The following is a 21,840-nucleotide window of genomic DNA, read 5'->3' as shown; positions in this document are numbered from 1 at the left end:
TTTATCACATTAAGCTATTAATTATTGCTACAAATGTAAATAATATTGTAAAGAAATATATGGACTGACGCCCGGTTATTGGAGAATAAATAAGAAAATCTCATTTTTTCCAAAAATAGTTTTTGAATTAATGTAAGTATCTGAATTGTTTTCAAACATCTTATTAAATTCACCTAGTGCCATATAATTCAAAGAACTATCTCATTTACGAAAGCTTCAGTTGCTTTTGATTTAAATTGAGGTCCGTTATCTGTTCTGATTATGAATTCTTTAGGATTAGCTTTTCTGTAAGTTTTCTTTAAGGGGATTTGGGATGATTTTAAAACAATAACTGCCTGCTAATAACTTGAATATAAACAAGTATGTTTTGAATAAGTATTTTACAAGGTTGGAAAATTTTTACTCTTTTGAATAATTCATCTAAATCAATAATTCCATTTAAAATATAAAGAGAAAGGAGAAGATGAAATATCAATTTAAAGAAAATAGTAAAAATTATTGTATTGTTTTTTATTGTACTATTCATATTAAGTCCAATTGATGTAATCCCCGATTTTATACCTGTACTAGGGCATGCAGATGATTTAATTGCAGGTTTAGTAGCTATTAGAGGCATTTTAGATTTTGATGATGATTAAATAAAAAGGAAACGTATGACTTTGAAATTCATAACAGGTTGATTTTATAACTTTTTCCTTTCTTGCCAGTAATAAAGAGAATTATTATAGAATATGAATTTTATGATTTTTAACGTGAGTATTAGTAAAATAGAAAGGAGGATTCTAATGACAATATTAGCTTTTGGTATGATTGTAGCTGCATCAATATTTGCAAATCTATTCATACAGGAAGTACTTGAAGATAACTACATTGAAACAGTGAAAAGAGAATATCATAAAGTTGAAGATGCAAGTAAAGAAATAGAGAGATTAAAGGGAAATATAAACAATGAAATTTATTTTAAAAAATTAATTAATTTACATTTTCAATCAGTAATAGCATCGAACTTTTTTTGGGATCAAAAAGAACAATGTAAAAATAAAATTGAAAGTTTAAAAGAATTAGAAGAAAATATATCTGAAGAAATTAATGAAATAAATAGAAAAATTGATTCTATCAGTTATTTTGATAGAGAATTAAGAGATAAAAAAAGGACTTTAATAGAAATGTATAAGAAAACTAAAAACCAAATTTACAAATATTATGAAATTAAAAATCAATATTATGATTATCTAACTCAAAATAATATAAACACATCAGAATTAAAGTATTTAATTAAAAATACTTGTGGAGAAAAAGGCATTGATTGGTATTATCGAAATTACATAGCTAAGGGAAGAAAATAATAACTGCCTAATAATAACATGAGTAGTATAGGGACTTTAGAAATAAAGACTTTGATTTATAACATGGCAAAGTCAAATCTTCATTCCTATTCTTTGGTATAAATAATAAATACCAAAAAATAAAAGAAATAGATAATAGCCTAAAATTTAAATTGAAAATTTTAAGATTTTTAGAGTACATAATGAATTTTAGGAAAGGAGGTGTTCAAGTGAAAAATAAACCTGAATACATTATTGTTGAAGACAAAACCAATAGTATGGAAGTTTATGAAAATGCTACAAGCAAAGTTATAGGCAATTTAGGGATAATTAAATCAACTTTATCTACAATAGAACTAGGATTAAAATATAGTTATGAAAAAGAGAAAGTTAAGTATCAAAGCAAAGTAATTAGAGAGAAATTAGAAACTGAGCGCATTAAATGTGTACAAAATTCGAAAGTTGTGATTGAAAGAATTAATAGTGAGACAAAGGTATATTTAGAAAAAATTAAACAAGAAACACAGTACAACAAAGAAAAATCTAAAATGTTCGATAGAAAAATGAAAGTATTAGAATGTATTATAAAAGAAGAATCGTTAACTTCCGACGCAAAAATAAAAATGTTTGAAAAAATAATTGATGAAATTGATGTTTAAGGGAATTGAATTAGGATTATAATTATATAAATAAATTTTAACGAGGGTTGTATCGTTCTACTAAACCAAACCCTATTGAATTTCTAGCTCCTACTCCTGCGTCATAACCTATTTTTAATAATTCATCAGAACCAGAAATATAAAATTCACCATCCCAACCTTTGATGACAAAACCTTTATATTTTGAAATTACCATTCTAACATTGTTATTTATAGGTGTAATAAAAAAATTATTATCTTCTGGCTCAACTCCATAAAAAGCTTTATATTTTTTTATCAGATTTATTCGGATATTATTGTTAAATTCTTCTTCAAAAGGAGACAAGTAATGAGTTTTTGTCTTATTTCCAATTTTAAATGAAACATGAGCTGTTATTGGAGATTTAGTAATTACTTTTAGTCCACCATTTGGAGAAAATTTATCATACTTTATGTTACTTACTCTAACTTCTTGGTCGAGTAATGAGTAATGTTCGGTAAACAATATTTTATCAATTATGTATTCCAGAAATTTATCATCATGAGATGAAAGAGTAAACCATACATGATTTTTAAACGTAATTGATTTTGATTCATTATTGTACTCATAGTTTCCGTAGAATTTAGAAAAAGTAAACATCTTAAAGGCAGACTTATCTGTCGTAAAACCTCTATCATGCAAAAATGATTGATAATTTGTATCATTTATCCAATTATATACTAATGCCTGTTGAATGTGATTATAATAAACGGGTAATGTTAATCTGTCGAATTTTAATTTAATAAAAAGTCTCATTATATCACCTCAAAGAAATTATAACAAAAAATAAAAAAGTAATAATTGTAATTTATTAATAAATATGATAATATATATTAAACATTTGTTTAAAATTCTAGTCTTTTAAAAAAATTTAAATATTTCAAGATGGGTTTTTCATGTTTTTTCGTTTAGCTACCAAAGTACATTAATATTTTTTTAAAAAAATGGTCAGTTTTTGCTCGTGAAAACATTTGGCGTTATCTTCAAAAAAAGAAAAAATATACAGAATTTCTTTCCTATATAATTAAGTAAATCGAAGTTTATAAAGCTTTTTTTAAAAGAGTGTAAAGGATATAAACTTTTGAATTTAAAGTAGGCACAGGGCAGAGGCCACTCTTTTGCAAAACGTAGCGAAAAAGTCAAAAAATTCACTGTTAGTATGGATTATAATTATAGCGTATTTTATAAAAAATTTAACAATAAAAAATATTAGAAAAGGGGGCTTAATAAATTGAAAGATACTTTGATCTCAACTGTTGGAGCGAGTTTAGAAAATAATATTAATAAGAAGCAAGGAGAATATAAATCATTATATGATTCAAATAGACTTGAGGATTTAGCTATGATGTTATTAAATCCAAAAATAATACAGGAAGATGAGAGATTATTAGGAGCAGAGATAAATTCTATAGAAAGTATAATTAAAGAAGGTTACATTGATGAAATGAAAAATCTATATCTTTTAGTATCTGACACCGAGACCGGTAGGAAGATAGGAAAAATCTTAAAATATTATTTTGAAAATTCAAAAAATAATTCTTTTGAGCGAGTGACAGTAAAAGTAACTGAAAAATTAGATGATCAAAGAAAAGAAGAATTTACAAGGTATGGTTTAAGAAACTTAGTTAGAAATATGGCTGAGATACTTAAAAAACATGGATTTTCAACAATAATTAATGCAACAGGAGGTTACAAAGCTCAAATTGCTTTTGCTCTTGCCTTAGGTCAAGGAATGAATATCCCAGTTTATTATCTCTTTGAAAGATTTCCTGCTGTTATAAAACTTCCACCATTACCCCTTAGTCTTGACTATCTACTATACATAGATTACATATACTTTATAGATCAATTTGATGAAGAAGGTTTTATTGAATTTAACGAAGATGTTAAAAATCAATATAAAACAATTGATGAAAAATTAATACCTTTATTTGACATACAATCCATAGACAGAAAAAAATATATCGAATTAAATCCTATGGGACAAGTATTTGTTGAATCTGCAAAACACTATTTTAATATATCAAAAAAAGAACAAATTTCTTTACTGCCAAGAAGTAAAGAATTAATCTTTCAAGGATCAAAGGTAGAAGCACATTCACAAGAAATTATTGCTAAATATAACATAAACAAAAAATTTGAACAGTTACCTTTTGTAGAAAAAGTATACGTAAAAGGCAGTAGCACTGCTGAACGTTCAGGCAAGAAAAGCAAAGTTAAAATATTAGGAAATGAAATAAAAGCTTCTATATGTACAAATGACGGTATACTTGATCTTGGAATACAAGTAACTGCACGGAACAATGAAGAAATGATACTGGCCAAAGAAATAATATACGATTTTGTAAACAGTAGTTTTTGAGATTAATTTGTACTCACTTTAGAAACGAAGATTTTTCTAAAAATAAGCTTTTGAATTTAAATTGGGTCCAGGGCGGAGCCCTCCCCATCTCCTTCGGTACAAGTACCGAAAAAGGTAAAGAAATTAGAAATTAGTAATTAGTAAGGACTAGAAGCAGGGAGATATTTTGTAAAAGAATCAACGCTAAAATATACATATAATAAGGATTTTGGAATTTCTAAAGTGGGTATAAATTAAAAAATTAAGGAGGTGAACTATGCCTGAGATTTTTAGTAAAGAAAAAATTTGTAAAATATTGAAAAAACGTTATCCCGATCTTCCAGCAGATTGGGCTGAAAATGATAGATACTTTCCAAGAAAACCTTTAAGTGTTTTTTCTTACGATGTAGACAGTATAAAGAATTATGTATTTAGTTCTTCTGAGTTTAAGGCTATCATAGGTGCCAGTAAGTTAGTTTCAGACTTTGACGTCATAGCCAATAATTTCCTAGAAAATGAGAATTCCTATGTTATACATGCAGTAGGCGGAACAGGATTAGCAATTGTTTTAAGTGAAGAATTACATAGGATAGAGCAAGAATTAATAAAAGCATTTGAAGAAAATGTGCCTGGAGGTTTTTTAACTACTTCTTCTGTAGATTTTTATCCTTCGGAATTAATTTATGGACTAAAAAAAGAAGAATTAGAAGAAGAAAAATTAGAACAACAGTTTGGCATTAAGTTCAACAACCTTACTAAGGAACCAAGTTTTTATAGACTCTTCTCTTTATTAGCTTCAAAAATGAGGGAAAAAAAGAACTCAAAACAAATAGAAATGAAGAGAATCACGCCAGAATTTCATATATGTGAATCTTGCAATACCTATCCGGCTTTTTACACTTTACCAGTGGCTGCTGATATCAATGAACCTGGAGAAATTAGAATTTGTGAAGCTTGTAAAAAGAAGATAGAAGTTGGGGAAGAAAAAATTAAAAAAGATCATTTTGCATCATCGCTTTTAAAAATTGATACAAAAGCGGATGAAGAACAGTTATCAGATTGGCTTGGGGTAATATACATAGATGGTAATAATTTAGGGAAATTGTATTCAAGAATACAAACAGATCAAGAATATATAAAAGTTTCTGAAAATATTGAAAGAGCGTCAATAAACGCAGTTAATCAGGTAATAGAACAAATGAAATTAAAGGATAAATATGCTTCACCAATTTTAGGTGGAGATGACATTATGTTGTTTGTTCCTTCAAGATTAGCAATAGATATTTATTTTAAATTGGACGAGATTCTGACAAAAGAATTTAGGAACATTGATGGAAAGGGAAATGGGATAAGTTACTGTGGTTCTATATTGTTTTGTAAAAAAACAATGCCTTTAAAGATTATATTTGAAGCTTCAAATTCTTTACTTAAAGAAGCAAAATCTGCATATTATAATAATTTTCAAAAAGGTGAAAAAGAAAAAAATTATATTGCTACGAGAGTACTTTGGGGTAACAGTACTGAAGTAAAAACTACTGAGTATTTTGGCACTAACAAAGAAATTAAAGAAATAATTGGAGAAGCAATGGAGTTTGAAGAATTCAAACGCTACTATAATCTACTAAAAAGATTAAGCAATGAAGAAGTTACATTCTTACAAAAAGCAGCCAAACTAATGAATGAAATAGCTCCTGTTGCAAAGTTGAACGTAAATTATTTTTTTACAAAAAACATCAAAAATTTGAGTAATTATGAAGAATTATATAATTCAGTATTTTTCCCAGAAGAAGGTAGAACAAGAGTATTAAGCTCTATAGATCTCTTAAAATTTATTGATAAGGGGGCTAAACAATGAAGATTAAAGTAAAGATAGAAACCAAATCCCCTTTGTTAGTTTCAGAGGAATTTTCTAGAATTTGGAATAAATCGCAAAAAAGAGACAAAAATGGAACTTCATACATTCCAGGTTCTGCTTTAAAAGGTGCGTTTCGAGAAACTGCAGATACATTGCCAAATTATAAGAAAGAAGTTTCAGATTTATTTGGAGAATCTCACACAAAAATGGGAAAATTGCAATTTTCAAAATTAGTTTGCTATAATCCATCTTATGTAGAAAAAACACATGTAGTTATTGATAGAAAAACCAGAACAAGTTCATATCAAAGACTATACAGTACAAATGCCTTATCTAGTGGCAATGTTTTAGAGGGGTACATATATTTTGATGAACAATTAACAGACAGAGAAAAAGAACTATTGGAATTATTAACATCATTGGTAAAAAAAATTGGAGGAATGAAATCAGCTGGTTATGGCTCCGTTGATATATTCTTTGAATATGAAGATAATAATCAAGTTAATCAAGAAACGAACAAAAAGATATACGATAATTATGCATTATTAGTTCTAGAACCCTTAGAACCATTTTTAACAGTAAAGGAACGATCGAAAAAATATATGTATAAATCATCAAAAATTATCAACGGTGAAACAGTTAGAGGTGCGTATGCAAATAAATTAGCTAAGAATCCATATTTTAAAAATATAATTTTTAATGAAGAAGTAAAATTCCCTACTCTTTTTCCTAGCAAAGAAGAAATAGTTGTTGCTCCTACTCCATTTACCACTATGAAAGAGAAATATCGAGATAATCCAGAAGAATTGTTTGATTTAACAATACCAAAAATAATCGAAAAAGAAATAAACAAAGAACAATTAAGAATATCATTAGAAGATATTTCATTAACAGGAGAAAGACTAGAGAATGCCTCGGGTTATCTCGATTATTTTAACCATAAAATAATTTCTGTAGAATCTGACACAAAGCAATATACACAAACAGCCGTTTCTCGTAAGACAAGGGCTACAAAGTCAGGTGAAATGAGAAGTTATATTACAGAATATTACGATAAAATGGTAGGAATTATCAGATCAACAAAAAAAGAGTATTTTGAAGCACTATCAGAAATTGATTATATAACCATAGGGAACTCAAAAACAAGAGGTTTTGGAAAAATGAAGGCAAGAATATTGCCTCTGGATGATCTAAAAGAAAAATTCAAAGAAAATATTAACAGTTTTACATGCGTAGTTAATAGTTATATTAAACCAGAAAAAGTTTATATACCATTATTACTTACCTCTGATCTTATAATCCCTGTCAACAAAACTTTAGATGAAATATTTGAGGATAAGGGTTTTAAAATAAATCAACAAATATACAGAAAAGATAAATTTACTTCATGGAATGTCAGAACAAATAATATAAAAACCGCATATGAAACTATAAAATCGGGAGCTGTTATTATCTTAGAATCCGAAGATATTAATTGCGTGGATAAAGTTTGGCAAATGTTTTTGGATGGTTTAGGCCATAGAACTGGAAGTGGTTTTGGAAGTTTTTTAGTAGTTGATTTTTCAAAAATTAAAACACTTTAAAAACCATATTTCTAAAACTCGAGTAAAAAAATTAATCAGGAGGTGCAAAATGGCTTTAACTGGTGATGAGAAAAAATATATAATTAATAGAATGCAATCTTTGATAGACACATCACGTGGAAAAATAATTAACGATACCCAAATTAGGAAATACGCATCTATGGCAAGCCAAGCAGATTGTAAAGAAGAATTTTTTAACTATTTACATTATCAAATTGGTAGAGCACCAGGTCATGAAAAAAACTTTTTGAGAAGTGTTTTAGACGAAATAACAAAAATGGAAAATAAATTTAGTGATGAAGAAAAGTATCTTGAAGCTTTGGCATATTTTTTTGGTTATATGGCAAGATACAAAAAATTTGTAGATAAAAGTGACGATGCTCAAGGAGAAAAAGGTAAAAGGAGGCAATATTAATGATTCCTTTTGACACATTTAAGAACAAATATTTTTTTGATATATATATCACCGCAGAAACTCCAATACATATAGGATCTGGGGAAGAAGGGTTATCGCCATTAGATATAGACAGCTCTGTATTAAAAGATTCAGAAGGTAATACCATCATACCAGGTTCTTCATTAAAAGGTGTATTTAGATCTAATTTAGAACAAATACTAAGAGGGAAAAATGTAAAAATATGTGATGAAGTTGGAGGCAATCCTTGCATAAATTCAAAAGATAGAAAAAAGTTTGATAATGAAGATAGCTGGTTTTCTCATATTGAAAAAAACATATGTGAAGTATGCAATCTATTTGGTTCTAACTCCTTTTCTTCTAGGGTATTTTTTAGCGATGCTATGGCAGATAAAAAACAACAAAATATAAACTATAGAGATGGAGTAAAGATTCGTAGAGACACAGAAGTTGCTGCAATTAAGGCAAAATATGATTATGAAATTGTTTCATCAGGAACAATTTTTAAAACAGAGTTATTAATGGAAAATGTTGAAGATTATCAAGTTGGTTACATACTTTTTATAATCGATATGATAAATAACGGACTTATAAGATTTGGAGGTAAAAAATCAGCTGGCTTAGGAAAATTAAAGTTTCAATTTAACATTAAATCTTTAAATTTTGATGACATAACAAAAGGAATTTTTGAACCAAAAGCATTGAATGAAAATCAAATTGAAAACTTAAAAAAAGCGTCTATAGAAAGATTGGCAAAGGTTGGTGAAACAAATGTTTAAAACAATACGTAATTTTCATAAATTTCAATTAAAGATAGTACCAAGAAGTGGTTTTCATATTGGAGCAGGAGATACTGATATAACTCCAATAGCTTCTGATGCAGAGTTTGTTAGAATAAGTACCCCTTGGGGAAGAACTGTTTACATTCCTGGAAGTTCATTAAAAGGAGTTTTTAGATCAGATGCAGAAGCCTTATTAAAATCTCAAAACAAAGAAGTTTGTGAATTAGCTAAGGGCGATAGAAAGGATAAAGATTGTGGGAAAGATATAAATAACAATAACAATTTAGAAAAATCAGAAGACATTTATCCTTCAGTATGCCCGAGTTGTAAAACATTTGGGAATATGAAAATGGCTTCTGTCGTCAGATTTGAAGATTTTTTTCCTTTTAAAAGTGATGAATCTGATGAAGAAAAAATCAAACACATTGACGAAATAGAAAAGTACACTTCGATAAGAAATGGTATTAAAATTGATAGGTTTACAGGAAGTACATCAAAAGGCGCCCTATACGATTATGAAGTTATAACTGGAGGCTGTTTTTATGGCAATATCCTACTAAAAAATCCCGAAATATGGCAAGTTTTATTGATATATAAGACAATAAATAATATTAAAGATGGTTTTGTAAAAGTCGGTGGAAAGAAATCAAGAGGATTAGGAAATTTAGATATACAAATCGAAGCCTTAGTTATTAATTCCAAAAGCGAAAAAGCAATTACCTTTACTAAATTTGAAGATGGACAATTTAAAGATAATAATGTTCAATTTGACTTTCAAAATGCCTTTAAAGAAAGAGATCTAATTGGACAAAAGATTACTATTACTGATAAAGCAGCTATAGAAAATTACTTTCAGCAAATGCTAACAAAATTGCCAGAAAGCTGGTGATAGAATGAATCCAATATTAAATCATTTTGATAAAACAAAAAAATGTGAAATCATATACAACGATTATAATGTATTTAAATACGAATATAAAACTATTGAAGAAGCAAAAACTATCTATGATGAATTAAAATCCAACAATTTTAATGATTTCTATTTTAGAGTATTTTCTAAAGATTTTGATTATATACATAATTATGGAGAAGAAATATATGATTTAGAAAGAATCGAACCAAATGAAGTATTATATCTAAATGAAACAATAGAAGGACTGCCAAATAATAAAGCAAAAGGAAAAAAGAAAGATGACTATCCTGCCTATTTTAGAATGGGATTTATTAAAGGGGATGATAAATAATGTCATATCGTAGTTCAGTAAATAAATCTTATGAAAATAAAGAATCTCCTAAAGGATATTATTATGTTAACAGAGTAGAACCCACTAACGGAACTAAAGAAATACTGAATCATTCTGAGAAATATGCAAATCCTAATTTAATCTCTGGAGTATTAATTGGAAAAATGCAAGCTTTAAAACCATTATGTTTTACCCAAAGTCTATTGGCAATAGTGAATAGTAAGCCAACATATCTTTTACACAGGGAAGCTGGAAAAATAGTACTGTCAGGTTCACAACTAAAGGGTGCAATTAAAACATACATGCAAGCACTTAGTATGTCTTATGACGATGAAGAAAGAATTGATAAAAACAAATTAGATCTTGTTAATTCGATAACGGGATATATGGGATATACATCAAGAATAATGTTCAAAGATATTATAATAGATGAAAAAGATGTTGAAACCGAAATAATAGTTGGAAAACTACAATGGAGTCAAGCAGACAAATTAACTCGTGAAAATAAAATCAGATTGTATAGTCATAAAAAACATGAAGAATTAGACAGAAAAGTTAATTTTGAGGTTTTACCTCCCGGAAGCGCGTTTACTTTTGAAATACTATTAAATGGGCTAAAAAATGAAGAAGCTGGTTTGTTATTTTTAGCTATGGGATTTTCACCTAAGGATAGATTTGCTCTGAAAATTGGAAGAGGTAAAAACTTAGATATGGGATCGGTAAAATTTATTCCAGAACGACTACTTACTCCTAAACATAGTTTTGACGTGTCTCCAAATATAATAAAAGATAAAGACTTAGTAAAGTTGATTTTTAAGAGCGTTAACAAATACAAATCACAAATGCACAAAAAAAATCTGGAAAATTTACAAAAGATAATAAAGGATTCTGAAGGTGTGTTTCAAATATGATATCGAAAAAAGAAATTATACAAGATGCTGAAGAAGTAGCAAAAAAATTTTTAGAAAAATTAAATTCAGAACAACAAATAAATACTACAATTAATGTTGTTAAGAAATATATGTCTTACATAAAAATTTTTGACGTAGATTCTTTTTTATCTATAAATGAAAGTATAATGGATAAAAGCCTAATAGGAAATGATGAAACCTTTAAAATGCTGAAAAACATTGTTAAGGTAAGAAAAAATAAATATTCAAAAAATGAAATGCTAAATTTTTTAGGATATTTAGCAAGAGCGTTAACATTTTACAAGTAAAAAATCTGTCGACCTCCCTATAAGTTAAAAAACGGTGGGAGTCGACAGATTTGTTATAAGAATAATAAAATTGTTTTAATAAACATTTGAATGCACTTTAAGAAAAATCAATACTAAATTAACTCAACATGTTCAGCATTAAACAAAAATTTTTCTTTTTTTCTTCTATCTTTATTTAACTTTATATTAGGTAAAAAAAGAACTTTTTCTCCTTCCCTTATTTTGTCTACTTGTTCTTTATATCTTAAATTATAATGGTTAAAATAAAATTCTTTATTTTTTTCCGAGTTTTTGATAAATCCAAAACCTTTGCTTTTAATATAATTATTTATTTGTCCTTGAATTCGTGGCATATATTTAAAATATAATTCGTCAAGTTTTTGATGCACTTCATTTTCTGAAAATTGTAAAGAAGTACCTTCTAATTCTTTTATTATAAATTTATCTTTAAAAGAATAATTGTATTTATCAATCAATTTCTTAAAATAATTATAAAATAATAATGCTTCTTCCATATTACCAAGATCTTGTGATATTGAAGCAATATGTAAAAAAGATCTATAGAGAATTTTATAATTTTTATCTTCTTTGACAGATTTTACATAATACCATAAAGCTTCCTCTTTGTTAATCTTCAAAACAATATCTCCAATATAAGTATCAATTATGCCATTTCTTAGTTCGTTTCTAATCCAAATTAAATTAGCTTTAGCACTTTTTACTTCTCCTTGCAAGCCTATGGAATTGTAATATTTACTAAGGTACCAGTATTTGTTTTTGGGGTTTATAAAATTAGGATTTAAAGGTTGAATTTTATTAAAAAAATTAATAAAATCTTTTTTATTATTTTGAAATAATAATTTTCCATAATATGAGGCATATCTAGCTAAAGTACTATCATACTTTACCGGATTGTCTTCTATCTTTGATTGGGGATTTTGATCGTTATTAAGAAGTGCAGGATTAACTAAAGATAGTAAATACATTTGATCTTTGAGATTTACTTTCGAAGATTTTAGATATCTTATTAATGAATTAACAATATAGGAATAACTAGAAATTTCAACATTGATGAATTCAAATAATTCCATTAATTCTTTATATTTTTGAAAATCAAAACCATCTTTAAAATATTTAGAGCAAATAACCCAAGCATATGCATTTATTGTGTGCTTAATTAGTATATTTTTGTTTTTAATGGTTTCATTAATCCTTGCTTTAGCAATTTGTTCAGCTTTATCTAATTCTCCTTGTTTCCTAAGATTAAAAATTAATTGAGAAAATTGAAAGTCATTTAAATTGTCATAATTTACCTCACTCATATCTTTTTTCCCCCCCTATAACGATAATAACAGACGTTTTATGTTATATCGACCTATATTTGACGTTCGGTTTTTATATATTATAACATTTATTTTACATAATAGGTAAAATGATAGAATTTGATGAAATGAAAGAAATTTTTGGTCCTATTCAGACTAAATTCAATTTTTTAGTAAAAAATTGATAATTTGATTAAAAATCATATAAAATAAAACCAGAATTTATTGATTAAATAGATTTAATTATAACAAGAATAATTTAGATTTTATAGGCATTAGATAAATTCGCAACCGTTATTTAAAAATAATGGTTGACTTTTGTAATTTTAAATGTTAAAATATTAACAGTTTTGTATAATTCTATAATAAAGTATTTCTTCTTACTTTTTTGGAAGCTTCACAGACAAACTGTCAGCATTATTAATTATGACTTTACAGTCTAAATTAATTGTGTTCTTCTTTTTCATAAATTAACTGCCCTAGAGAGAACAAAAAACATCATTTATTTATTCACTAAAAGGTATGATCCAGCCAAGATAACTTTCGATATTTCTATCTTAATTATTAAAATTATATAATAATTTTATTTGTTCATTGAAAAGAAAGTTTGGAACGTGGTTTTCCAAGCCTTAATATGGTTCCATACATTACCCAAACTTATATATAATGTTACTAAATGTGCTTTAAAAAGGTCTTTTCCTTCCCAAGATAAGAGAGACTTTATTTTCTTGTTAAATGTAAATTATATTATTTACGTCGCACTTGTCTTAAAATATTTTTCTTAATATTTATTTAACAACAATAACTGCTTAATTAGGTACTTAAAAAATGATAGACTTTTAAAGACACTATTTTTAATTATAAATGGGTTAAGGGCAGAACCTTTCTCCCTTCTCCTTTTTCTTCAGTGAAAATACCGAAGAAGTTAAAAAAGTTAAAAGGAGTGGTAAATATGTCTAAAATAGTTCCATCTTATGAACATATAGAAAATTTAAAAGTTAAACCAACTGAAGAAGAATTGAATATATTGAATTTTTTGAGGGAATATCCTGATGATTCTTTGGAAGTTTACTATAAACCTTTTCTAAATGGAGAAAAACCTGATATAGCGATTATAAAAAAGAATTACGGAGTTTTTTTAATAACGGTAAAGGATTGGGACTTAAATAACTATAGATTAGTTGATAATAGTAAGCAAAAAAGCAACTTAAAAAAAATTAAATGGTTTTTAAAAGAAGACAATACACAAATTTTATCCCCTTTTTCACAAGTTGAACATTATAAGAACAATATTTACTCATTTCATATAGAGGACTTGGCTAAAATGAAAGCACTCAATTCAAGAATGTATACAATTGTTAAATGTGGGGTTTTTTTTAGTAAAGCAACAGATTATGAATTAAGAAAGAAGTATGGAATTAATTTCGATAATAATAATCAAAAACAATATATAAAAGTATTATCAAAAGATACTTTAAATAACAATAATTTTAATGATCTTTTAAATAGCTTAGGTTGGAATAAAAAATATCAAGAACAGCTTTTTACAGAAGAATTATATAAAAAATTTGTTAAAAAATTTATTCCACCTATACATTATTTAGAAGAAGGAGAAGATTTTCCAATAGATACCAGAAAAAACCGAGGAGAACTTTTTAAAAGTTCAGCAGGGTCTCAAAAAATTAAAGGTGTCGTTGGTTCGGGAAAAACTACAATTTTAGCTATGAGAGCAATAAATGCATATAAACGTACAAATAAACCCGTACTAATCTTGACATATAATATTACATTGAAAAATTATATAAAAGATAAAATAGCAAAAGTTAAAGCAGAATTTCCTTGGAATAATTTTATTGTTTTAAATTATCACTATTTTATTAATATGCAATTAAACAAAGTGGGGATTTATATTATTCCACCACCGATAGATTATAATAAAGAAAAAAAAGAAGAATATTTTGAAGAAAATTATTATTCAAACGAAACTTTGTTCGAAAATCATAAAAATGAGCTTGAAAAGTATTCCGCGATTTTTATTGACGAAGCCCAAGATTATAGATATGAATGGTTTGTAATTTTAAAGTCATTCTTTTTAGAAGAAAACGGAGAATTTGTTATATTTTGTGATGAAAAACAAAATATATATGGAAGAGACTTAGATTCAGAAAAAAAGGTTAAAACAAATATTCCGGGTAAATGGAATAAAATAGAGACATTAGACGCATCGTACAGATCAAATGAAAATTTGGTAATTATTGCTGATAAATTTCAGAAAGAATTTTTGAGAAACAAATATGAATATGAAAAGATAAAATCAAAAAATCAGCGATTACCGTTTGAAAAGAGAATTACAAATTATTATTATATAGATGACAAATATGAACACAAAAATGATTTAATAGCTAATTTAGTAATTAATGAATATAATAATCTTTCAGTTAACTCCGATGATGTTTGCGTTTTAAGCTCTTTTAAAGAAGATCTTAGATATATAGAATATAAATTTAGAACAAGTTTTAAAGAAGACACTCATACGACTTTTTTGGAATTTGAATTGTATAATGAATTAAAGGAAATTTATTCTAAAGATTGGAAATGTGAAGAGTGGTGGAAAAAATTTTGTGATGAAGTTGAAAGAATAGAAAATGCTTATAAGTTTAACTTTAAACTACATTCTTGGCAAATAAAGTTTTCAACAATTCATAGTTTCAAAGGTCTGGAAAGTTATGCTGTAATTTTGATAATTAATTCTAAAGATTCAGAAGAACTTATCTATACTGGTATTACACGGGCTAGAGAAAGCTTGATAGTTATAAATAATGGCAATAAAAAATATGATGACTTTTTCAGAAAAAACATGCAATTTCAACATCTTGCGAGCATAGTCGCTTAAAAATCTTTCAAGTTAAATTTTTATTCTTCAGTTGTTATCACTATAGCTACTTAATTCAATAATATTTTAAGAAATAGAATTATTAGAATATGCCTGCGTGATTTTAGGAGGCTAATATGAATATTTTTTATCCAGTTTCGGGAGGAAATGAAATAGGTGCCAGTTGTTATTTTTTTCATTTAGGAGATTCTAAAATCATTGTTGACATGGGAAAGAGATACTTTGGTAAAAAAGTATATCCTGATTTTCTTACGCTTATTAACAAAGGTTTTATCGATGGTCTTTGGGAAATTGATGCTGTGTTTATTTCTCATGTCCATCTCGATCATATTGGTGGATTAATTAATTATATAGATGAATTAGTAAATGCAAATATTTATATATCAGCTGAAAGCTTTGAATTGTATAAGGCGGTATTGTATTGCAATCTAAAGAAAACAGATGAGAAGTTAGAAAGTTTTTTTATGGAAAAAATAAACAAAATAATGGAAAAAACTGTTTTGCTTTACTATGGGGAAAAATACAACATAAAGGATTTGCAAGTTACTTGTTTTAAAGCAGGTCATATTCTTGGTGCTTCTAGTATATTAATAGAATACAAGGATAGAAAGATATTATATACAGGAGACTTTACAGACTATGACTTAGAAGCAGTAAAGGCACAACAGTTACCCAAAAGTTTAGAAGTTGATATTTTAATTTCTGAGAGTACTTATGGTTATTTTGAAAATAAAATTAACAGAAAATCTGATGAATTAAATTTCATACGTAGAGTAAAAAATATCATTGATAATGGTGGAAATATTCTTGTACCCACTTTTGCATTAGGAAAAAGTCAAGAAATTGCTTTAATACTAAAAAAATATTTAAATAATGGTATACTGCCAAATAATATGCATGTTGTCTTAGATGGTTTATGTATCACGTATTCACTAATCTACCAAAAATCTGGGATTACGATTTTTAACGATAACATTAACATAGCAAAAAGTAATTTCCATAAAAAAATTAATAACTTATCTAGAACTATTGTTATAACAAGTTCAGCTAATATGGCGCCTTATAGTAGATCCTATTATTATTATAAAGAGATGATGGATGACTCAAAAAACAAATTGTTTTTATCATACTACCGAGATGAAGAGTATGTAAAAGAAAAATATATAAATAAGTTTAAAAGAAATCAAAATACATACTTCTATAGAATTGCGACTCATGCGGATGTTATTGGTATAAAAAACTTGATAGAAAAAACACAACCTAAGAAAGTAATTTTTGTCCATGGTGACTTTTCATCTAAAAATAGGAATAATATATATTCCTTGTTTATAAATTTTTTTAAAGATATAGAATTCATCCTTTCTTTAAATAACAAAGAATATTATTTTTAATTAAATTACATATAAAATTAGCTTTTTTTAGGAAAGAAGGCCTTATGAGAACAAGGATTTTATCCTGTAAAGTTTGCCTATTTTCTATGATACAAGCCTCAAAAATATGCTAAAAATATTCAAAATTAGTAAAAATATTACAAATTAAGATAGGGACTTTAGAAATTGATATTTTCTAAAAGGAAGCATTTGAATTTATAGCGAGTCGAGGGCAGAGCCCTGTCCTTAATACATAGGAGGTCTAAATATGAAAGATTATTTTATTAGTGCTCTAAATAGCGAATTGAGATACCAAAAAGATAAGAAGGATAATAAAAATAGCCAAATAGTTAAAGCTCAGTTATTTGAATTATTAAAAGCTATGAGAAAAAACTTTTTTACTCCAATAAAATATAAGAAGATAATAGAAAATAATACTAATGCTCCTGTAGAAAACTTCGATATTAGACGTACTTTAAATAATTGGGGAGTTAATGATTTAAAAAGTTATGAGACTTGGTTTCATAAAACAAGAGAATTAGAACGATACTTTCTAAATATTTTGAGAAAAGAAAACATAAAACAAAATATTCAAGAAATTGATAAATATTTAGAAAAAGGAAGGATTCCAGAAATTACTTATTCAATGGTTTTTTATCTTATATCAGAAACAGATGAATTTTCTCAAGAAGATAAAAAAATAATAAAAAAATATTTGTCAGAAACGATTTATTTTAATTCAATGATGGTTTTCAAAAATGTGTTGGGGGAAGCTTCTGCAAATTTTATTAAAAAGGGAAAAAATTCAACTTATTCTGAGAAGGAAAAATATAAAAAAATAATAATCAGTAATACTTCTAGAATTATTTGGATGGGAGAAAATAGAGATACTATAAATAAGGCGATGGATTTAAAATCTTCTCTAAAATTTACTGAAATACAAAATGAAACGTTAAAAAGAGAATTAAAAAATGTTAAGCAAAATGCAGAGTTGTCAGTAATATTTAACTTGTTAAAAGAGATGAATTCTTTCAAATATGAAGAAATAATTAGTAACGTTTTTTTAGCTTGCAGCAAATTTTCAGAATTAGAAAAAGAACAAATTAGTTTACCAAAAGAGTTTAAATATATGGAATTAACTATTAAATTAATGAAAAAATTCTTTAATGACATAGGAGTTACTGAGTATGGGACACTAAATGAACTTATATGTGCAGACGAGAAAGTAGTTGAAAAGTATGAATATTTAGGAAAACCTTTTCTTCAAAACGAAAAGAAAAACTTACAATTAATCAAAACTGGGATTATGTATAAAGGAAAAGTAATTTCGAAACCAGTTGTAAAAGAAATAGAATAGAAAAATTCAAATATATTTTAGGTACTTTAGAAATGAATGTTTTTTAACTTACTTTGGACAGAGCTTTTTTTGTAGTGTGTTTTGTAAAAATTGGAATCTAAAATCTTGATAAAATTTTATTTTTAAAATGCAAAAAATAAAATCATAATAAGGGGTGGTCAAATGTCTCAGGAGTATTTTATAGGAATTGATTTAGGTACCACCAATTCCTTAATGGCCTGGTCAAGAGTTGATTCAAATGAAAAGTTAAGAACAGAGATAGTTGATATTAGTATGATAGACGAAAGTGGTGGAAAAATAAAAAATGATAGGTTACCATCAGTTTTATACTTTGGAAAAGATCTTCCAATAATTGGAAATTATGCTAAAAATATGATTGTAACTAGACCAGATTTAGTTTTGAAATCAGTAAAAAGTTATATGGGAGAGGGAAAAGTTTTTGAATTTAACCAAAAACAATATAAGACCTCCGATATTCAATCTTTTCTTCTTAAACAAATGTCAATATCTGCAAAAGAACTATTTGGATTTATTCCTCAAGATGTTATAATAACTGTTCCAGCTTCCTTTGATTCAGATATGAGAAGAGAGACTTTAGAAGCCGCTAAAAAAGCAGGTTTCTTAGTTGAAAAATCAGATGGTTCATATAAAAATATTCTTTTGGATGAACCTCGTGCAGTTATTTTTGATTTTATTAACAAACACCAAAATGGTGAGATCCCAGAATCATTAATCGATTTAAATGAATCAAAAAACGTATTAGTTTTTGATTTAGGTGGGGGAACTCTTGATGTATCAATTCATAAAATACACTATGATGGAAAGATTAAAATAGAAGATTATGCTGTATCGAGGTATACCAGATTAGGTGGGGACAATTTTGATAAATTAGTTGCTCAAAGATTGATGGAAATATATTTAGACGAAAATTCTATAGAAAGGAGTTCTTTAGAAGATATTGAAAAGAATAAGTTAGAGAAACAGTTTTTGCAAATTGCAGAAGAAGTAAAAATTGAGTTGAGTAAAAAAATTGAGAACAATGAAATATTTGGTTTAGATAGAAAAAATGTTTGTTATGAAATATTAAAAGGAAACCTTTATGATGGAAAGATATTTAATTATGATATTTCAATAAATGAATATAAACAAATTATCTCTCCATTATTAGCAGATCATTTAGAATTTGATGATTATAAAAATATAGAAAATATCAAAGATGTTGATAATATAATATACCCAATATTAGATGTTCTAAATAAATGTTATGAACGCCTAGGAACAGTTCCTAAGATAGATGCTGTAATACTCAATGGGGGAATGACAAAGTTACAACTTATAAAAGAAAGAATAAAAGAATTCTTCGGTTTTGAGCCACTTACTGTAACAGATCCCGACAAATCTGTTGCCAGAGGAGCTTCTGTATTTCATTATTATATACATAGAGGATACAAAGCTACAAAAATTATGAATGATACTATAGGCATCAAATTAGTCGATGGAACAGTAAAACATTTAATTACTCAAGGTACCGTTCTTCCATATAAATCAAAAGAAATTGACGAGTTTAAAGTTGAAAAAGAAGGATCAACTCACATTGATCTTCCTTTTTATATGGGAAGCAGAAGAGATACCCAACCACCAAACAGAAGAATTGCTACTAGAAGAATTAATTTTGAAAAAGGTTTATCAACCACTGACAAAATAAGTATTAGTGTTGAAGTAGATGAAATAGGACTAATGAAAGTAAATGTTAAACTCAACGGTGATGAATCAAATGTATATCAAGTTCAAATACTAACAGGCATAGATGAAGAATCACAAGTTAAAGAAATAAAACAAAATACTCAAAGGATTTATGTAAAAAAACCTAAAGGTAATGTTCTTCCAAAAAAATCTACAATCGATTTCTACATCAGAAAACTATCAGAATTAGATTATTGTTATGACGTATATCGTAGGGGATATTTAATGAAAGATATAAAAGATCTTGAAAAACAAATATTAAATGCTCAAAATTATAAAGAGTTTGTCCCCATTCTTCTAAATAAATTGTCAACTACAAAAAAAACGGGATTTACTCGTATAGTTCAATTATTAGGAAATATAATGGACTATTATAATTATTCCGATAAAGAAATATTGAGTAAATTAATGTATTATTCTTCTCCTATGACTTTAGCTTTCAAAAGTGAATTAGAAATGAATACAAAGATTAGAACATGTATAGAAGCTATAGGAAAATCAAAAGATAATTCTGTAGAACAACATATAATAAATGTTATTTCTTCAACAAATAATCTATCTGTAATTAATTCTGCATTAATATCTTTAGGAAAGGTTGGATATTCAATGAATTCAATTAAACTATTAGAAAAAATGATTTATTCAAATTTTAAGATTAATACTTTTTGGGCTTTAGGAAAAATAGCTTCAAGAGAAAACAACAAAGATTTAAAATTTAATGATATAAAGTATTTAGAATCTAAATTATTTAAGGTAATCAAGCAGTTAAGATCACCTGAAGAAGTTAACAATTTACTTTACACTTTTGGAGAAATTTTTGACAATAGAAATGAATCCAATCTTGACAGTAATGAAAGAGAAAAATTTATAATAAAGTTAGATCATTATATTAGTGAAGTAAGGACTAACTTGAATTTTAATCATAGTCAAGAAAGTACTTTCAAAAACAGATGGAATGTATGTACAAAAATGATTCAAGGTACAAAATTAACCACTGAAGAGTACGAAGTTCTCTTGGCTTTAAGAAAACAATAATCACGTAAATTCTTCTCAGTAACTTAATTTATTACCTCAATAATAAATTAGCTTAAAAATATTATATATTTTAATGATTCGATTTTTTAAAAGCTTGATAAATTTTCAAAATCAAATTTAAGGATAATTTAGGGAAAAGCTCCTTTTCTCCTCCTTACCCTAGAAATGGTATAGAAGAATAAATTAGTCAATAGAAAAGCCCTTCTATGACATCATTAATTAAAAAAGGTGGGATAATAATTTGTCCTTAATTATTTTTATTATCTTTGCAATTATCGGAATTTATTTTCTATTTAAATTTGAATTTGCTTTATCCATTCTATTTTTTCTAATCGCTTTTATAATTATAGACGTTTCATTGATAATCCATATAACTCGTACTAAAAGAATAATAAAAGAATTAGAAGAAGATATTAATAAAATTAAAAAATCAAGAAAAGATTATACTAAGAAAAATGTTGATAGAAAATTTTCAAAAATAGAAAAAAATAATAAATAACTTTTTGAATATTCATATTAAAAGACAACAAAGTAAAAATGACAAAAAATGTAATCGATATACAGGATTTTAATATCGTATGCAATTTTAAAAATCTGTCGACCCCCAATAAGCTAAAAAACCTGGGGGGTCGACAGACTTGTTCTTTTCGTCACAAGAATGATTAATTAACATTTTGA

Annotated in this window: 19 protein-coding genes; 17 read left to right on the top strand and 2 right to left on the bottom strand. The window is 26.6% G+C overall.

Annotation, left to right across the window (positions count from 1 at the left end; genetic code table 11):
• The first annotated feature begins 503 nt into the window (after window positions 1–503).
• The 3 genes from PKN74_RS05355 to PKN74_RS05345 all read left to right on the top strand — a co-directional run bounded on the left by PKN74_RS05355 (window position 504) and on the right by PKN74_RS05345 (window position 1,984).
• Complete coding sequence (locus PKN74_RS05355; protein ID WP_472306048.1) at window positions 504–638, top strand: DUF1232 domain-containing protein; 135 nt, start codon at window positions 504–506, stop codon at window positions 636–638.
• A gap of 147 nt (window positions 639–785) precedes the next feature.
• Window positions 786–1,346, top strand: coding sequence for a hypothetical protein (locus PKN74_RS05350; RefSeq protein ID WP_472309333.1), 561 nt, complete (start codon window positions 786–788; stop codon window positions 1,344–1,346).
• A gap of 209 nt (window positions 1,347–1,555) precedes the next feature.
• Entirely contained in the window at window positions 1,556–1,984 is a 429-nt protein-coding gene (locus PKN74_RS05345) for a hypothetical protein (protein WP_472309331.1), read from the top strand.
• 37 nt (window positions 1,985–2,021) lie between these two features.
• Here PKN74_RS05345 and cas6 read toward each other — a convergent pair whose 3' ends face one another.
• The gene (cas6, locus tag PKN74_RS05340; RefSeq protein WP_472309329.1) at window positions 2,022–2,759 is read right to left on the bottom strand and encodes a CRISPR-associated endoribonuclease Cas6; all 738 of its coding nucleotides are present in this window, start codon (window positions 2,757–2,759) and stop codon (window positions 2,022–2,024) included.
• 475 nt (window positions 2,760–3,234) lie between these two features.
• Here cas6 and PKN74_RS05335 point away from each other — a divergent pair, with 475 nt between their 5' ends.
• From PKN74_RS05335 to PKN74_RS05295, 9 genes are all read left to right on the top strand, one after another.
• Window positions 3,235–4,365: a putative CRISPR-associated protein gene (locus tag PKN74_RS05335; RefSeq protein WP_472305036.1), complete on the top strand. Its 1,131-nt coding sequence runs from the start codon at window positions 3,235–3,237 to the stop codon at window positions 4,363–4,365.
• Window positions 4,366–4,621: 256 nt separating this feature from the next.
• Window positions 4,622–6,199 carry a Cas10/Cmr2 second palm domain-containing protein gene (locus PKN74_RS05330; protein WP_472305035.1) on the top strand — a complete coding sequence of 526 codons (1,578 nt, stop codon included), beginning with the start codon at window positions 4,622–4,624 and terminating at the stop codon, window positions 6,197–6,199.
• On the top strand, window positions 6,196–7,782 hold the full coding sequence (locus tag PKN74_RS05325) for an RAMP superfamily CRISPR-associated protein (RefSeq protein ID WP_472306231.1): 1,587 nt from the start codon (window positions 6,196–6,198) through the stop codon (window positions 7,780–7,782). The genes PKN74_RS05330 and PKN74_RS05325 overlap by 4 nt, the downstream gene beginning before the upstream one ends.
• 49 nt (window positions 7,783–7,831) lie before the next feature.
• Window positions 7,832–8,197, top strand: coding sequence for a hypothetical protein (locus tag PKN74_RS05320; RefSeq protein WP_472305033.1), 366 nt, complete (start codon window positions 7,832–7,834; stop codon window positions 8,195–8,197).
• Entirely contained in the window at window positions 8,197–8,976 is a 780-nt protein-coding gene (gene csx7 / locus PKN74_RS05315) for a type III CRISPR-associated RAMP protein Csx7 (protein ID WP_472305032.1), read from the top strand. Before PKN74_RS05320 ends, csx7 begins: the two co-directional genes overlap by 1 nt.
• On the top strand, window positions 8,969–9,868 hold the full coding sequence (locus PKN74_RS05310) for an RAMP superfamily CRISPR-associated protein (RefSeq protein WP_472309327.1): 900 nt from the start codon (window positions 8,969–8,971) through the stop codon (window positions 9,866–9,868). The genes csx7 and PKN74_RS05310 overlap by 8 nt, the downstream gene beginning before the upstream one ends.
• 4 nt (window positions 9,869–9,872) lie before the next feature.
• Window positions 9,873–10,223, top strand: coding sequence for a hypothetical protein (locus tag PKN74_RS05305; protein WP_472305030.1), 351 nt, complete (start codon window positions 9,873–9,875; stop codon window positions 10,221–10,223).
• A complete protein-coding gene (locus PKN74_RS05300; RefSeq protein WP_472305029.1) occupies window positions 10,223–11,134 on the top strand; it encodes an RAMP superfamily CRISPR-associated protein in 912 nt (303 codons plus the stop codon). The genes PKN74_RS05305 and PKN74_RS05300 overlap by 1 nt, the downstream gene beginning before the upstream one ends.
• A complete protein-coding gene (locus tag PKN74_RS05295) occupies window positions 11,131–11,442 on the top strand; it encodes a hypothetical protein (protein WP_472305028.1) in 312 nt (103 codons plus the stop codon). Before PKN74_RS05300 ends, PKN74_RS05295 begins: the two co-directional genes overlap by 4 nt.
• Window positions 11,443–11,555: 113 nt before the next feature.
• On the opposite strand, the gene PKN74_RS05290 is transcribed toward PKN74_RS05295, so the two are convergent.
• Entirely contained in the window at window positions 11,556–12,764 is a 1,209-nt protein-coding gene (locus tag PKN74_RS05290) for a S1 domain-containing protein (RefSeq protein ID WP_472309325.1), read from the bottom strand.
• Between the two features lie 952 nt (window positions 12,765–13,716).
• Between PKN74_RS05290 and PKN74_RS05285 the strand changes: the two genes are divergently transcribed.
• The 5 genes from PKN74_RS05285 to PKN74_RS05265 all read left to right on the top strand — a co-directional run bounded on the left by PKN74_RS05285 (window position 13,717) and on the right by PKN74_RS05265 (window position 21,661).
• On the top strand, window positions 13,717–15,657 hold the full coding sequence (locus tag PKN74_RS05285) for an ATP-binding domain-containing protein (RefSeq protein ID WP_472305312.1): 1,941 nt from the start codon (window positions 13,717–13,719) through the stop codon (window positions 15,655–15,657).
• Between the two features lie 116 nt (window positions 15,658–15,773).
• Window positions 15,774–17,048: an MBL fold metallo-hydrolase gene (locus tag PKN74_RS05280; protein ID WP_472305313.1), complete on the top strand. Its 1,275-nt coding sequence runs from the start codon at window positions 15,774–15,776 to the stop codon at window positions 17,046–17,048.
• 247 nt (window positions 17,049–17,295) lie between these two features.
• Window positions 17,296–18,384, top strand: coding sequence for a hypothetical protein (locus tag PKN74_RS05275; RefSeq protein WP_472305472.1), 1,089 nt, complete (start codon window positions 17,296–17,298; stop codon window positions 18,382–18,384).
• Between the two features lie 162 nt (window positions 18,385–18,546).
• Entirely contained in the window at window positions 18,547–21,162 is a 2,616-nt protein-coding gene (locus tag PKN74_RS05270; RefSeq protein WP_472305473.1) for an Hsp70 family protein, read from the top strand.
• Window positions 21,163–21,403: 241 nt separating this feature from the next.
• Entirely contained in the window at window positions 21,404–21,661 is a 258-nt protein-coding gene (locus PKN74_RS05265; RefSeq protein WP_472305474.1) for a hypothetical protein, read from the top strand.
• Window positions 21,662–21,840: the final 179 nt, after the last annotated feature.

This window comes from Defluviitoga sp. (assembly GCF_035349255.1).
Lineage (GTDB): Bacteria > Thermotogota > Thermotogae > Petrotogales > Petrotogaceae > Defluviitoga.
This window is presented reverse-complemented; position numbering and strand designations above follow the sequence as displayed.

Excerpts from the sequence above, each read along its gene's own strand:
- PKN74_RS05290 (WP_472309325.1), bottom strand. The coding sequence starts at position 12,764 with ATGAGTGAGGTAAATTATGACAATTTAAATGACTTTCAATTTTCTCAA.
- PKN74_RS05325 (WP_472306231.1), top strand. The coding sequence starts at position 6,196 with ATGAAGATTAAAGTAAAGATAGAAACCAAATCCCCTTTGTTAGTTTCA.
- csx7 (WP_472305032.1), top strand. The coding sequence starts at position 8,197 with ATGATTCCTTTTGACACATTTAAGAACAAATATTTTTTTGATATATAT.
- PKN74_RS05310 (WP_472309327.1), top strand. The coding sequence starts at position 8,969 with ATGTTTAAAACAATACGTAATTTTCATAAATTTCAATTAAAGATAGTA.
- PKN74_RS05350 (WP_472309333.1), top strand. The coding sequence starts at position 786 with ATGACAATATTAGCTTTTGGTATGATTGTAGCTGCATCAATATTTGCA.
- PKN74_RS05330 (WP_472305035.1), top strand. The coding sequence starts at position 4,622 with ATGCCTGAGATTTTTAGTAAAGAAAAAATTTGTAAAATATTGAAAAAA.
- PKN74_RS05285 (WP_472305312.1), top strand. The coding sequence starts at position 13,717 with ATGTCTAAAATAGTTCCATCTTATGAACATATAGAAAATTTAAAAGTT.
- PKN74_RS05280 (WP_472305313.1), top strand. The coding sequence starts at position 15,774 with ATGAATATTTTTTATCCAGTTTCGGGAGGAAATGAAATAGGTGCCAGT.
- PKN74_RS05295 (WP_472305028.1), top strand. The coding sequence starts at position 11,131 with ATGATATCGAAAAAAGAAATTATACAAGATGCTGAAGAAGTAGCAAAA.
- PKN74_RS05300 (WP_472305029.1), top strand. The coding sequence starts at position 10,223 with ATGTCATATCGTAGTTCAGTAAATAAATCTTATGAAAATAAAGAATCT.
- PKN74_RS05270 (WP_472305473.1), top strand. The coding sequence starts at position 18,547 with ATGTCTCAGGAGTATTTTATAGGAATTGATTTAGGTACCACCAATTCC.
- PKN74_RS05305 (WP_472305030.1), top strand. The coding sequence starts at position 9,873 with ATGAATCCAATATTAAATCATTTTGATAAAACAAAAAAATGTGAAATC.
- cas6 (WP_472309329.1), bottom strand. The coding sequence starts at position 2,759 with ATGAGACTTTTTATTAAATTAAAATTCGACAGATTAACATTACCCGTT.
- PKN74_RS05275 (WP_472305472.1), top strand. The coding sequence starts at position 17,296 with ATGAAAGATTATTTTATTAGTGCTCTAAATAGCGAATTGAGATACCAA.
- PKN74_RS05320 (WP_472305033.1), top strand. The coding sequence starts at position 7,832 with ATGGCTTTAACTGGTGATGAGAAAAAATATATAATTAATAGAATGCAA.